The sequence below is a fragment of the Lentzea sp. NEAU-D7 genome, from assembly GCF_026242055.1.
Taxonomy (GTDB): domain Bacteria; phylum Actinomycetota; class Actinomycetes; order Mycobacteriales; family Pseudonocardiaceae; genus Lentzea.
The window spans coordinates 274258-288464 of sequence record NZ_JAPJDL010000011.1 but is presented as its reverse complement, the minus strand read 5'-3'; the positions used below and the strand labels follow the sequence as shown (position 1 = coordinate 288464).

At 65.8% G+C, this 14207-nt stretch carries 9 protein-coding genes and 1 pseudogene; 5 read left to right on the top strand and 5 right to left on the bottom strand.

Translation table 11 applies throughout. The features are described 5' to 3' along the window. Nucleotides 1-201 (top strand): annotated as a pseudogene (locus ORI60_RS23760) (hypothetical protein); the annotation flags it as partial. Between the two features lie 81 nt (nucleotides 202-282). Here the strand turns inward: ORI60_RS23760 and ORI60_RS23755 are convergent. Beyond that, nucleotides 283-2538: a hypothetical protein gene (locus ORI60_RS23755; RefSeq protein ID WP_266036776.1), complete on the bottom strand. Its 2256-nt coding sequence runs from the start codon at nucleotides 2536-2538 to the stop codon at nucleotides 283-285. 705 nt (nucleotides 2539-3243) lie between these two features. Between ORI60_RS23755 and ORI60_RS23750 the strand changes: the two genes are divergently transcribed. The 3 genes from ORI60_RS23750 (at nucleotide 3244) to ORI60_RS23740 (ending at nucleotide 9994) form a co-directional block, all read left to right on the top strand. Beyond that, nucleotides 3244-5928 carry a hypothetical protein gene (locus ORI60_RS23750; RefSeq protein WP_266036775.1) on the top strand — a complete coding sequence of 895 codons (2685 nt, stop codon included), beginning with the start codon at nucleotides 3244-3246 and terminating at the stop codon, nucleotides 5926-5928. A 1571-nt stretch (nucleotides 5929-7499) separates the two neighbouring features. Further along, entirely contained in the window at nucleotides 7500-8402 is a 903-nt protein-coding gene (locus ORI60_RS23745) for a tyrosine-type recombinase/integrase (RefSeq protein ID WP_266036774.1), read from the top strand. Between the two features lie 521 nt (nucleotides 8403-8923). After that, nucleotides 8924-9994: a sensor histidine kinase gene (locus ORI60_RS23740; RefSeq protein WP_266036773.1), complete on the top strand. Its 1071-nt coding sequence runs from the start codon at nucleotides 8924-8926 to the stop codon at nucleotides 9992-9994. A 9-nt stretch (nucleotides 9995-10003) separates the two neighbouring features. On the opposite strand, the gene vanX is transcribed toward ORI60_RS23740, so the two are convergent. The 4 genes from vanX to ORI60_RS23720 all read right to left on the bottom strand — a co-directional run bounded on the left by vanX (nucleotide 10004) and on the right by ORI60_RS23720 (nucleotide 13265). After that, on the bottom strand, nucleotides 10004-10603 hold the full coding sequence (gene vanX, locus ORI60_RS23735) for a D-Ala-D-Ala dipeptidase VanX (protein ID WP_266036772.1): 600 nt from the start codon (nucleotides 10601-10603) through the stop codon (nucleotides 10004-10006). Beyond that, entirely contained in the window at nucleotides 10600-11598 is a 999-nt protein-coding gene (locus tag ORI60_RS23730) for a D-alanine--D-alanine ligase family protein (protein WP_266036771.1), read from the bottom strand. The genes vanX and ORI60_RS23730 overlap by 4 nt, the downstream gene beginning before the upstream one ends. Further along, complete coding sequence (locus tag ORI60_RS23725; protein WP_266036770.1) at nucleotides 11595-12557, bottom strand: D-isomer specific 2-hydroxyacid dehydrogenase family protein; 963 nt, start codon at nucleotides 12555-12557, stop codon at nucleotides 11595-11597. Before ORI60_RS23725 ends, ORI60_RS23730 begins: the two co-directional genes overlap by 4 nt. A 69-nt stretch (nucleotides 12558-12626) precedes the next feature. Continuing rightward, nucleotides 12627-13265, bottom strand: coding sequence for a TetR/AcrR family transcriptional regulator (locus ORI60_RS23720; protein WP_266036768.1), 639 nt, complete (start codon nucleotides 13263-13265; stop codon nucleotides 12627-12629). Between the two features lie 134 nt (nucleotides 13266-13399). Between ORI60_RS23720 and ORI60_RS23715 the strand changes: the two genes are divergently transcribed. Next, a complete protein-coding gene (locus ORI60_RS23715; RefSeq protein ID WP_266036767.1) occupies nucleotides 13400-14203 on the top strand; it encodes an SDR family NAD(P)-dependent oxidoreductase in 804 nt (267 codons plus the stop codon). Nucleotides 14204-14207 lie beyond the last annotated feature (4 nt).

Sequence of the window (14207 nt, the reverse complement as noted above, 5' to 3'; positions counted from 1 at the left end):
TACACCGGCCTACGCTGGGGCGAGCTGACCGGACTGCAGTGGATCAGGACTCACCTGGACTCGAATCCGCGCATCACCGTGGATCCTGAGTTCGGCGCGCTGCACGAAATTGGGGGACGCAAGCCCACTCTCGGGCCGCCCAAGACGCCGTCCAGCGCCCGCGACGTGCACCTGCGATCAGCCTGCTCCAGGAGGTTTTAGGAGCCCAGATGAGGTTCCAGCTCTGGGTTCAGGCGTCACGGCAGGGCTGGCTCTGACGCGCTGGCCCGGATCTGCGGTTCTCTATTTCAGTGAGGGGTCGAGGAGCGTCGGACTCACACGATCGCGTGGCTGCTCAAGGAGGCCTTTGGACACAGCTTTGACGAAAGCTGCCTCACGCTCCACGTCCGCTTGTCGGTCACGTGACGCCCCGACAGCAAACGGGTTCTTGCCCAGTTCCCAGATCGGGTAGTCCTCATGCAACTGATCGTTCGTGAGGAGAAGACGAGGGCGTTGAGGCAAGCCGCGTGCCTGTTCCATCAGGCCGGTGCACTCCCGCCCAGGTTGGGTGACCGCGAGCAGGTCCCAAGGTGCTTGCAAGGCATCGGCCAGAGTGTCCATCTTGGTAGCGTTGCTGGCGTCGGCGCCTGCGACACGACGCTTAACTTCAACGGGCACCAGGTCGCCGTTGGCGAACAACAGCAGTACGTCGGCTTCTCCGACATCTTCTCCGATCTTGGGATCGATGAAGGTCACACCAGGATGCACGCCGACGAGGTCCCATCCCTCGAACAACTCAGTGAGCCACCGCAACGCGATCAGATGTCCAAGACAGTCGTTTTCCAGGACTCGGCGTAGCGGCTCCCCCAGCCTGTAAGTGAACTTCAGCTCGCCGGCACCGTACGGCTGCCGGATCTCACGACCACACCCAGTACAGCCCACGGGAGGAGGCAAGGAGGCCATGGGCAACCACGACTTTCCGTTGCACTCGGGACAGCTGACCTGAACACCACGCACCAACAAGTGCCGTTGCTCGGCCCAAGTCACCCAATTCTCCGCAGCATCCTGCTTGCCGCCGAGCGCCTTGCGGAATTCATCAAGTGGCAGGTCGCGTCCCTCACCAGAGGGAGCGATTGCGGGGTCATCACGCCCCAGTTCCTCCGCTGCACGCTCCAGCTTCTCGTCGTCAACGCCCAGCTCACGCAACTCCTTGTGCACAGTCGCCCATCGTTTCTTCCACCACGACATACCGCTGCGCTCGCCGAGCCGGTACAGCAAGTCGATCAACGGCGCGTGCGAAAGCCACCACACCTGCTCTATGCCGCCCAAGGCTTCCAACAACGCGACCGCAGCGAGGCCTGGGTTTGATGGTTTGGCGACCAAGCCACGGCTGTGGACTGTGGCCGCCACAGCGGTCCAAGAGGGTGGCCACGCCACACTGATCGGATCAACGCGGCGCATTCTCAGTACGTCCGCCTGAGCCGCGCCCGCCCGGAAAGTGGCCGCGTACGTCGCGCCACGCATCATCCCGTCGGCAGGCAACAAGCGATCGTGCACAGTGACATCAACGAGCACATCCGCACCGCAAGCGCCGTCCTGCTGCAAGGGAGCGAGGGTTTTCCGGTCCTCGTCGGAGACCGTGAGACGGGCACGCCCCGCGCTCCACATGGCCACCTGACTACCAGGCCTGCCCGGTGCGCTGCCGAACGTCAGCAACTCCTCTTCGCTCGCCACGACGACGCCGTGAGCACGTGCGGTCAGAGCCACCAACTCGTCGTGCCTCAGCGAGGAGCTCGTGACGTGGCACTTTCCACCTGACCACCCGAACATGGTGGCCCTACCAGGCTGGCTCAGCTCCTCGAGAGCCTGGTCAGTGAGCTCAGCAACCGGGATACCGATCGGCAACACTCGTTTGTCCCCGTGCGCCGCCCTCAGGTTCCACAGCAACACCACATCTTCGACAGAACCAGGCGACAGCGCGACGATGATGTTCGGGCCGGCCGCCCTCCGAACTGGAAACCGCGGCGGAATTATCGGGCTGCGTGCCATGAACCCCCTGTCAGGTTCCATGCCAGCAGCCAAGTTCATGTTGCTGAGCTGTCGCGGTTTGACATGATCGTTGCTCTCAAGCCGGATCAGCAGATCCTGCAACGACCCCTCAGTGTGAACACGTCGAACGGGGAACAGCTCTTCGAAGGTCAAATCCTTGCGCAGGAAGAACCGGTCGAGGGCATGTTGGTCGATGGCCGCCGGAAGTCGCCCCAGTACCGCCGCGTAGGCCGGTTGCCAGGGATCGTCGTCAGCGAGTTCGACGACTTCGACCGGACGGGTCCACCTATCTAGGTCCTCGCCGGAGGCAATCAAGACCACCGGCGTGTCCCATGTGGACTCCTGCCGAACCCTGAACGGAGTTGCAACCGGGATCCCGGAGGCAACGTAATCAACCAGTTCCGACTCCAGCAGCCGAGCGTAGCGACGAGGCATCTGCCCGTCGCGAACCGGCAGGAGCGGGCGGCCGCCACCGCCCCACAACTGGCACAACCACTCGATTTCCTTCAATGCGCCAGGAACGTCGCCTACCGCAACCGGGTGCGCGCATCGCACCGGCCTCAGCCACGTGGACACCTCGTGAGGTCCGTCAAGGAGATCATTATCGAGTAGACCGCGCACAGGACCGATAGTGCCATCGCCTCGACGCGGTTCCTACTCGACACTCAATGAGTAGCACGCCGAGCTACCTGAGCAACCCCCGCATTCCACCTGAGGTGGGCGAGCACTGCGAGTCGGGCACGACGCCCGCGCAAGTCCGTTTCCGGGCGCCCGACGGTCTCCAGTGTGTACCCACCCACTACGAGTGACTTCGACGAATTGGACCGAGTCACCCGGCCTTCGATCACGACCACGCCGTATCGCTCGGACCGCACCATCACGCCTACTAGGTCGCCCTCGCGCAGTTCTGCGACTTGGGTAGTTAGGGCTTTCAGGTTACGCCGGGGCTGTGCGGAGGACAGCGCGGACTGCTGCATCGGTCAGGTCTCCTTGCTGACTTGATGGTCGGTGCCAGCTTGCCCTGTGATCGCCCCGATCGACCCGCCGCCCGAACCAAAACACGTTCGAGGCAACTCGTCGCCACCTTCGGAGGTGAACAGCACCACGACATCGCGACCAAGGTGCCCGTCAGGTGGTCTTTGCCGAGTGATGGCACAGGTGGCGGACAAAGGCCGGTCTACGCGCTGTGACACCACCACGCGTTACTGTCCTCCGGTGGCGCGTGACTATTCGTTGCAGACGATCAAGCTGCTTTTCGGGCGTTCGAACAGGTGCGCATACCCGGAGTGCTCTGAGCAGCTGGTCTTCTCGGACCGGGACCTGCTCACGGTTGCCGTGCAGATCGCCCACATCAGGTCCGAAACGCCACGAGGACCGCGACACGATCCCGACTACGAGGAGGACGTTGACGGCGAGGCAAACCTGTTGCTCTTGTGCGGCAAGCACCACAAGCACGTCGACGACCACGCCTCGGCCTATTCGACAGAGGAACTGCTGACCTGGAAGCAGCAACAGGTCGCCCAGGGCACCGGGATCGACTTGTCGGACAACGAACTCCGGCAGATCCTGCAGCGATTGGCGGCCACGATGCCGTTCAGTCCTCGGATGCGCAGCAGAGCCGAGACACTGGACAACGCACACCGTGAGCTTCACGGACGCCGTGCGGCCCGCCTGAAGCTGTTCGTCCCGCCGCACCGCCGTGACGAGGTGCTGGCGTGGATGACCGCCCTCGACGACCCAGTCGTGACCGTGCCGACTGGAAACGTCCGCGTGCTCGTAGCGTCGCTCGGAGCCGGGAAGTCCGAGCAAGCCAACCGCTGGTGGGAGCAGGGACTGCGGGAGGCCGAATCCGCTGACGACGTCGACGTTCCACTCTTCTTCACCGCCCGCATGGTGGCGCACGGGCTACAGGATGCGATCGTCGCGAAACTGGGCGCCGATCCGCACCTGAACTGCCGAGTCGTCGTGGACGAGCTAGACGGTGTGCCGACCTCAGAAGCCCAGAATCTTCTGCATGAGGCACGCACTCTGGTGCACGCGTGGCCTCAGGTAAGCGTGCTCGCCTGTACACGACCAGGCCTCGCGCTTGCTGAAGAGGAACGGATCGACGTTCCCGCCTGGAGCCCCGACCGCGGAGCCGCACTGGTCAGCCTCGTGCTGGGCGAGCCCGCACCCCACCACCTGTGGACCGCGGAGACATCGACCCTGCTCACCAACCCACTCACCAGCCTGGCCCTCGCCGCACAGGTACGCGCTGGACGCAACATCAGGATCTCCAGGACTCGGCTGCTTGCCGACCTGGCGACGCAGGCAGCCTGCGTCCCCGGCCAGGACGTGCCAGACGAAACTTGGGAGGATCTCGCCAGCCTCGCTGTGGTACTGCTCGAACCGCCGCACGTCGCGAAGAGCACCCTGTTCCGGCTACCGCGGGTCCAGCGCCTAATCGCCACCGGGCTGGTCGTCGAAAACAGCGGCGAGCTGACGTTCGCCCTCCCGGTGTTCGAACAGTACTTCGGCGCGGAGGCGATCGCTTCGGACTCGGTAGATCTCGCTACCGCCGCAGCGCCCCGGTCGTTCCCCCGATGGCGATACGCGCTGGCCGTGGCCGTCTCCAGCGCCCCGACGCCAGCCCGCCAGGAAGAACTGCTCCTGCGTCTGGCAAAGATCAACCCGGCAGCCCTGTTCTGGATCATGGGCGAAGTCTCGACGTGCGATCTCGGCCCGTTGACATTCCACACGGACACGGAGATCTCGGCCGTTATCCAACGCCGTGACGTCAACGGTGTGAACACCGAGCCCAACCTCGCGCTCAGAGCGGGCAGATGGCTTCGTGAAGCCGAAACAGCCCTTCTGGAAGGCCTCGGACCGCTCGCGAAGTCTCTCGTTCGCCACCATGACGGAAGGCCCGCCCGCTGGGGAATCTGGTTGCAGAACGGCTGGGCCACGTTGGCACGTGCCCGCGACGCAGAGGGTGGCCCAGAGGTCACACCGCTTACCGAGCCCTGGCCACCGCGTCCCCACAACTGGCAGAGCGTCACGGGATTTACCTTCCCTGCCCACGATTTCGGACGCTGGCACATTGCTCAGCAAACCCTCCAAAAACAACTCGCAACCGCCATCCAACGGAGGACGCTGTCAGTTCCGAAAGACTCATGGCTCGCCCGCGAACGCACCTACGACCTTGCCAAGTTCGTCCACACATTCGACAACGGACGCGGCCACAGCACTCCCATCGATGTCGCCGAGATCCGTGAGCGGGTTTCCGCGTGGGAGGAACGCGCTGCCGGGACCGTGCGGTCCACCTGGTCCGGGACGGGGCGGAACGTGGATGTCGATTCGGACGACATCCGTTGGTTGTCCAGCCAACTTGCTCTGGAAACCAACGACCTCTTGCTTCCGCCGTGGCCTGAGGGCGATCTTGTACGGCCACGCGCCACCTGGACTTGGGAGCTCTACTCGCCGAAACTCACGTTGGCCCTGGCCGAAATCATGGTGCGAGAGGCCCTGGTCGGCTACCGACAGCTCGTGGAACAGAACTTCCCCGCCTTCGGTGACGCATTGGGTCTCTACGGCATGTTCCCCGTGCGAGCTGAAGTACTCGTCATGCGATTCACTGATACTGAGGTCGACTCACCCGACGTACGCCTGGCAGTGCTGCCCGACAACTCAACCAGCGACTTCGAGTCGGCAGCGGTCGTCTCGACGCTCGTCACCGGCCTCCAAGACCCTGCTTACGGTGATTGGTGTCGGAGGATTCGCCATGTCCCGCGCAACGCGTTCAACCCGATCGACCTCGGCAACATCGACCACCCGATCTGGGACTCCAACGCCGCAACCACGCTCGCGTACCGGTGGTTGAGGCGAGACCTCGCCGCGCTCGGCTGGCACACAGAGCGCTAACGCCGAACAGAACCGGCAGGCGACGGCGGTGGTCAGCCCGTCGTCGGGCCTAATCCTGCCCAGCGGCGGGACGCCCGCGTTGAACACTGCCTTGTGTGTATCGTCGCCGCCACACGTCGAGGCCTAGCGAGAGTCGGGGCCGGCGCGGTACTGGTGGATCTCACCGTGCGGGGACGCGGGCTCCGGATCGAACGATGGCGGCAACATCGTCAGTAACGGCGTCCAGGACAGTAAGTCCCTCAACACTTCCCGCCAAAAGTGCTCCGCAGACCAGCCCGCGACCACCGAACGGCCGACGTCAAACCGGTCAAGGGTGGGCTACGTGCACCGTGGTGCGTTTGGGTTGTCGAACGGGGCGCTCTACAGACTGATGCTCAGCACTGCGGCGCTGGTCTGGACAACGGCCGAAAAAGGCCAAGGTCATGCTGGGACCAGTAGACCCCCAGTCGCTGACGACCGCATGTGGGGTCATTCACGACGACGGCGTGAGTGTCACATCGAACGCGACCGCCAGCGCCATCACTCGGGGCATGTCGCGAGGCATGAGGATCGGAGCCATCGCTGCGGTGAACGTTCGATTGCCCAAGCGGACCAGACTGCGGCCTCGGTCTTGGCCCAGGCGTGAGCGGCCATGTGTCGGGTGCTACGCAAGGCTTCGGAGTCAGCCTGCCGGACCAGGGCGAGAGATTTGCAGTACATCGGGCAGTGCGGAAGTCCGGTCAGTGAGGTCCAGGCTCACTAGGTGGCTCTGGAGCGACGATGCCTCGGAGCAGCCGCTCGGACGGGGTCGATGCTCAGGTGGATCCGCTGCGCCAACGCCGGATCCACATCAGCGGCAAGTTCACGAAGTCGCGCGTGCAGCTAGTGCCCGCGCGTTGTCGCCGGATCAGCCTGAGGTCAGCACGGCCGCGTCCTCCGCCGTCAGCCCGTCTGCGGCCAGGACCCGTGCAGCAGCTGCAGCCGCGCACGTTAGGGGCGTTCGCCGCTGTTACGTCCCCTGACGGGCGCTGTGCAGAGCCTTGAGTCAGCTGTCCCGAGAAGCCTTCCCATCCGGAGTTAAGAGGTGCCAACGGCGCTCTCTACATCGGCCGAGAGCACCCCTCCAGAAGGGCGTGCCTGATGACACTGCCAATTCGACCGTCATCTTCAGGATCGCCAGCGCCGAGCTGCTCCGGCCCGGTGACTAAGCAGACCGCCGCCGCCGAAGATCACCCGGCGACGACCCACCTGGCGACCACAACCACGCAGGTCCTGTTCACCCCAGCTCAAGCGGCAGCGCAGCTGCAGGTGCGGGAGTCTTGGCTGCGCCGACGAGCCGCACGTCGAGCAGTACCGTGCACTTTTCTGGGTAAACACCTGCGTTTTTCTCGGGACAACATAGAGAAAATTGCAGAATCGGCGGCACAGCCAGCGAACTCGACTAGCGCAAAGACACGTCCACGTCGCACCACAAAACGCCGGAACCCGGAACACAATGAACACATTTAGCTTGCCCTTCTCCTCGAAACGAGCGTTCATCTAGGTGACACCTATTCGGCGCACCCGACAAGCGCGACTCAAATGGAGAAGAAATGGCGTGGACAGAGAAACACGGCAACGTCTGGCGTGTTCGCTACCGCCTAGGAGACGGAGCCGTCTACTCCGAGAACGGCTACGCAACCGAGGCGTCGGCTGAAGAACGCGCACTAGACGTGGAATCTGACCAACGGCGGAAACAATTTGTCGATCCACGTCTCGAGAAGACCACGATCGACGAGTGGATTCGGAAATGGTCTGACGCGCACAATGTGAGGCCGACCACATGGTCGAAGTACGACTCGCACCTGCGCACCCACATCCTGCCGTTCTGGTCCGGCACCGCGCTCGGCGACATCGAGCGGATCGAGGTCAAGGGCTGGGTTAACAGGACACTGCGGTCGAAGCTCGCCGACAAGAGTGCACGGGATGTTTTCAAGCTCTTCTCCCAGATCATAGGCGAGGCGGTCGACGAGAAGCTGATCGGTTCGAACCCCTGCCGGAAGCTGCGGATCGTCTTCGCCGATTCACCAGAACGACCTCACGCCACCACGGACGAAGTGGACGCGCTCGCAGCGCGAATGCACCCCGATGACGGCTTGCTGGTGATCACAGCCGCCTACACCGGCCTACGCTGGGGCGAGCTGACCGGACTGCAGTGGATCAGGACTCACCTGGACTCGAATCCGCGCATCACCGTGGATCCTGAGTTCGGCGCGCTGCACGAAATTGGGGGACGCAAGCCCACTCTCGGGCCACCCAAGACGCCGTCCAGCGCCCGCGACGTGCACCTGCCGCCATTCCTCGTGAACGAGTTGCTCGCGCATCGCGAACGCAATCCCGACTCGCGATTCGTGTTCCCCACGAGACGGGCCTGCTTCAACGTCGCGCCAACTTCCGGGCGCGCGCTTGGTTGCCAGCCGTCTCTGGCAACGAAGCGCTCGGCTGGGCTCCGCTGAAGGAGGGCATGGTCTTCCACGATCTCCGGCACACACAGGAGACTTGGCTCATCGAGGACGACGTGCCACGCGTGCTGAGACTGGAGCGGTTGGGACACAAACGCAGTTCGACTGACGACCGGTACTCGCACGTGACCGAAGCGATGATCGGCAGGATGCTCGAACAGCTCCAACGCCGCTGGGAGGCGGACGGCGGATGGTCCTGGACCATGGAAGACCCCGACGAAGCCTGGTGACCACCTCTGCATCTCGAAATGTGTTCAGCACCTGCGCTCCCAAATTGCTCCCAATCAATGCGAACGCCTCGTCGACGAAACCGCCGACAGTCCACCTGACCAGGCCAGACACGCCGTTCCACTGATGAGCTTCGGCTAGCGAACACTTCCCCGAGAGCTACCGGCTGATGCCCCCTCTGCTCTTGGTCGCTCCCGGCCCGCCGGGCCCGCTACGCCTATGGTCTGGCGCGCCCACGGCCAGGACGGATACGCAGGCGATACGGGTGTTGTCCTAGCCTCGGGGCGGTGGACAGGGCACCGGGTTTGAGCGTCCGCCTCAAGCTCACCATCAGCTACGCGAGCTTCCTCATGATCACCGGCATCCTGCTGATGGCCGCGGTGCTGGTCTACTACACGTACCTGCTGCCGGACGGCTGGCTCCACACCCCCACCGGTGACTTCTGGATCCACCGCGACCGGCTGCTGGCCTCGTTCGGCCCGTTCATCGCCGGGGTGCTGTGCTTCCTGCTGGGGTTCGGGCTCGTCGGCGGCTGGTTCCTGGCGGGACGGGTGCTCGCCCCGCTCGACCGCATCACGCACGCCACGCGCATGGCCGCGGGAGGGTCGCTCTCCCACCGCATCGAGCTGCCGGGTCGCGCGGACGAGTTCCACGAGCTCGCCGACGCGTTCGACGCCATGCTCGCGCGGCTCGAGACCCACGTCGCCGAGCAGCAGCGGTTCGCGGCCAACGCCTCGCACGAACTGCGCACGCCGCTGGCCATCACCCGGACGCTGCTCGACGTGGCGCGCAGGGACCGCGACGCGGACGAGCTCGTCGACCGGCTGCACTCGGTCAACGCGCGGGCGATCGACCTGACCGAGGCGTTGCTCCTGCTCAGCCGCGCCGACCAGCGGACGTTCACCCGCGAGCGCGTCGACCTGTCGCTGGTGGCCGAGGAGGCCGTCGAGACGTTGTTCCCCCTGGCGGAGAAGCACGGCGTCGCCGTCGAGACGTCCGGCGACGCCGCCTTCGCCGCCGGTTCACCGGCGCTGCTACTGCAGATCACGACGAACCTCGTGCACAACGCGATCGTGCACAACGACCGCGGCACCGTGTGGACCAGCACGGCCGCCGGGCCGGCGTTCGTCACGCTCACCGTGGAGAACACCGGTGAACTGCTCACGCACCGGCTGGTGTCGACGCTGACCGAGCCGTTCCAGCGCGGCACCGAACGCGTCCGCCGCGACCACGCGGGAGTCGGTCTCGGCCTGGCGATCGTCAAGAGCATCACGCACGCGCACGACGGCACCCTCACGCTCACGCCGCGGGCAGAAGGTGGGCTGCGCGTCACGGTGCGGTTGCCCGCCGCACCGTGACGCGGCCGCTCAGCCGATCGGGAAGTCGAAGTAGGTGTCCGGATAGGGCTCGTCGATCAGCGTGTAGTGCCACCACTCGCTGTCGTAGCGGCGGAACCCGCAGGCCTCCATGATCGAGCAGAGGTGCTGCCGGTTCGCCGTTTCGGCCTCACCGACCGCGGCACCGTGGTGCGAGATCGGGTCCATCAGGTCGTGGCCGCCGCCCATCGCGGCGAGCTCACCGGTGCCCAGGTGGTAGAGCGTGAGGTCGACGGTGCTGCCGCGGCTGTGGCCCGACTTCGCCGCCACGTACCCCTGTTCGAACATCTCTGCCCTGGTGATGTGCGGGTGGTGACGCGCCTTCGTGCGGCCGTCCTCGGGTTGCGCGGCCCAGCGCAGGAAGCAGTCGACGGCGCGTTGCGGGCGGTAGCCGTCCCACAGCAGCAGGCCGAAACCGAGCGACTCGGCCTTCTCCTGCGCCATCGTCAGAGCCGCGACCAACGCCTTCGTGCCGACGATCCGGTTGACGAGGTAACCGTCGACGGGTTTGCCGGTGAAGTTGTCCCACGTGGCGTACTTGGCGTCCCAGCGGATCCCGGGCACGTCCACGAAGACGAAGCCCGCGTTCACCGGAGCTTTCCCGTCAGCGCCAGGGACACCAGGTGGTCGATCACGTCACCGAGCGGCAGTCCCGCGGCGGCCATCATCCTCGGGTACCGGCTGTAGGAGGTGAGGCCGGGCATCGTGTTGACCTCGTTGAGGACCACCTCCCCGTCCGGTGTCAGGAACATGTCCACCCGCGCGAGACCCGAGCAACCCAGCGCGCGGTAGACGACCTTCGCCGTCTCCCGCACGAGCGCGCGGGACTCCGCCGGGATGTCCGCGGGCACGACGAACGTCGAGTTCTCCGAACCGGTCTCGGGAGTGCTCTCCTGGTGGATCCGGAAGAAGCCGTGGGTCAGCGCGACCCTGTCCAGTTCACCGACGACCAGGTCGTCTCCGGTGCCCAGGATCGAGCAGCCGATCTCGCTGCCCTCCACGGCCTCCTCGACCACGACCTTCGAGTCGTACTGCCGGGCGACTTCCAGCGCGACCTGCAGTTCGTCCTCAGTGGACACCTTGGTGACGCCGAACGACGAACCCGACCGGGCCGGTTTGACGAAGACCGGATAGGCCGGGGAGTCCGGCGTGCCGGTCCAGAACGTCGGCGTCGCGACACCCGCGCCGCGGGCGACGACGTACGTGAGCGACTTGTCCATGCACAGCGCGGAACTCTGGACGTCGCACCCGATGTACGGGATGCCCGCCAGTTCGAGCAGACCCTGCACCGCGCCGTCCTCCCCCTGCCTGCCGTGCAGCACGGGGAACACGACGTCCAGGCCCCTCCGCTCGAACCGGCCGTCGCCCAGGACGAGCAGGCCTCCGGGTCCGAGCACGACCGGGCGGCCGTCCTCGGCGTCCGGGCCCGCGCAGAGCTTCCAGTCGCCGCTGCGGGTGATCTTGATCCAGGACGGGTCGTACTTCGCGGGGTCGAGGTTCCGCGCGACCTCCCCCGCGGACTTCACCGAGACGGGATGTTCCTCGAACGTCCCGCCGAAGACGACTCCGATCTTCACCTTGGTCATCGCATTCCCCCGTTCGCGAAGCTCAGACAATTGATGAGGCTGTTCTCCACGGTGTCGCTCAGCGCGTGGTCCGTGTAGTAGGCGGTGTGCGGAGTGATCAGCACGTTCGGCAGCCGCCGCAGTCGCAGCAACGCCTCACTGTCGATTTCACGAGCCCGGCAGTCGGTGTAGAAGATTCCTTCCTCACCTTCGAGAACGTCCAGCGCCGCTCCGCCGAGACCGCCGCTTTCCAGCGCCTCGACCAGAGCCTTGGTGTCGACGAGCGGGCCGCGTCCCGTGTTGACGACGACGGCGCCGCGTTTCATCAGCGCGATGCGGTCGCGGTCGAGGAGGTGGTGTGTTCCCGCGTTCAACGGCGTGTGCAGCGTGACGACGTCGCTCACCCGCAGCAGGTCGTCCAGCGGCACGTAGTCGGCCGAGTTGCGGGGCCGGGTGTCGTGGGCCAGCACGCCGCACCCGAAGCCGCGCAGCCGGTCCATCACCGCCACACCGATGCGCCCGGTGCCGACCACGCCGACCGTCAGGTCGCGCAACTCCCTGCCGCGCACCGCGTTCAGGCGGTAGTCGTGCAGGTCGGCGCGCCTGAGGACGGATCTCACGTCGCGTACGACCATCAGCATCAGCATCACCGCGAAGTCGGCGACGCTGTCGGGCGAGTACGCGATGTTCCCGACGGTGATGCCGAGGCTCTCGGCGCACTCCACGTCGATGTGGTCGAAGCCGGCGCTCCTGGTGGAGATGTACCGGACCCCGACGCGGCCTAGCGCCAGGAGGGCGGACTCGGTGACGCGGGACTTGTGGCCGACGCTGACGCACTGGTTTCCGCGGGCCAGTTCGGCGTTGGCCTCGGACACCGGCGCCTCGGTGATGGTCGGCGTCACGCCGCAGCGGGGTGCCATTCTCCGGAACAGGACAGCCTCGTCCTGCTCGCACCCGTAAATCGTGATGCCTGTTGCCATGCCTCCCACTCAAGGAGACACGGCGTTGCCGGCCCGTATGCGGTTTCTGATATCTCCGCGATACGGCCGCTATTCGGCTTTGGTCACCAGCAGGTCGATCACGGCGGGCAGCTCGGCGCGCAGCTGGGCCACGGTGCCGGAATTCCCGGTGAAGTGGTGCAGCAGAGCCCGCTGGAAGATGCCGTCGAGCGTCACGTAGGTGGTGCCGGGCGACGCCGCGGGCGTGCCGCCGAGCAGTTCGGCGTAGCGGCTGACGACCCGCCACACCATGTCCTGCCGGTGGCCGTCGATCTCCAGCACGTCGGCGCGGAACGACCCGTCGAACAGGCTCTGGTTGCGCAGGTCGTACCAGAGGCGGTGCAGCGGCGCGTCGCGGCCGAGGGTGTCGAAGAACATCGCCACGAACTCGGCGCGCAGCTGCTCCGCCGTCGTCGACGTGGCCACCACCTCGTCGTAGCGCGTCACGCAGACGACCTCGTACTGGCGGACCGCCTCGGTGATCAGGTCGCGCTTGTCCTCGAAGTAGTAGTGCAGGACACCGTGCGAGAACTCGGAGTTCTGCGCGATCTCCCGCAGGCTCGTGCGGGCGTAGCCCAGCTCGGCGAGCGTGTGCAGCGTCGCCACGGCGAGCTCGGTCCGCCGGGCGTCGAACTTGTCGACCTGCCGGCGGGCGAGGCGGTCCTGCTTGCGCGAAGCGACTTCTGTCACGTCCTGGATCGTAACCCCCACCGCGACGAATCTTGACCATTCGTCCAAAAAATCTTGGACAGTCGTCAAAGAAAAACTTGACGACTGTCAAGGAGTAGCTAGGGTGTGAGCCATCTCACCGAGGAGGCGACTCAATGACGAGTTATCAGCTGAGCGGGCGGAAAGCGCTGGTCACCGGAGGTGCACGAGGGCTGGGCGCGGGCATGGCGCAGGCTCTCGCGGCGGCCGGGGCGTCCGTCCTGATCGGCGACGTCCTGGAGGACGAGGGCAAGCAGACCGCCCAGGCGCTGCGCGACTCGGGAGCGACGGCGGAGTTCGTGCCGCTGGACGTCACCGACGACGCGGGCTGGGCCTCAGCGGTGAGCACGGCCGTCGACGCGCTCGGCGGGCTCGACATCCTCGTGAACAACGCGGGCATCGAGATCACCAGCCTGATCACCGAACTCGACCCCGCGGACGTCCGCAGGATGCTGGACGTGAACGTGCTGGGCACGGCGCTCGGCATGAAGCACGGCCTGCGCGCGATGCGCCCCGGAGGAGCCGCGGGCAACGGCGGCTCGATCATCAGCGTCGCGTCCGTCGCGGCCACCATCGCCTTCCCCGGCATCAGCGTCTACTCGGCGACGAAGTCCGCGATCGACCGCCTGACCAGGGTCGCGGCCGCGGAGTCCGGCAAGCTCGGCTACGGCGTGCGCGTCAACTGCATCTACCCCGGCCTCACCCCCACCGCGATGGGCAACCAGCTGGCCGTCGACTGCGCCCAGCTGGGCCTGTTCCCGTCGGTCGAGGCCGCCGTGGGCGCGGTCGTGGAGCTCACGCCGCTCGGCCGGCTCGGCCAGGTCGACGACATGGCCGACGCTGTGGTGTTCCTCGCGTCCGACGCCTCGAAGTTCATCACCGGGGCGGGCCTCCCGGTCGACGGCGGCATGGGGATGTGACGCG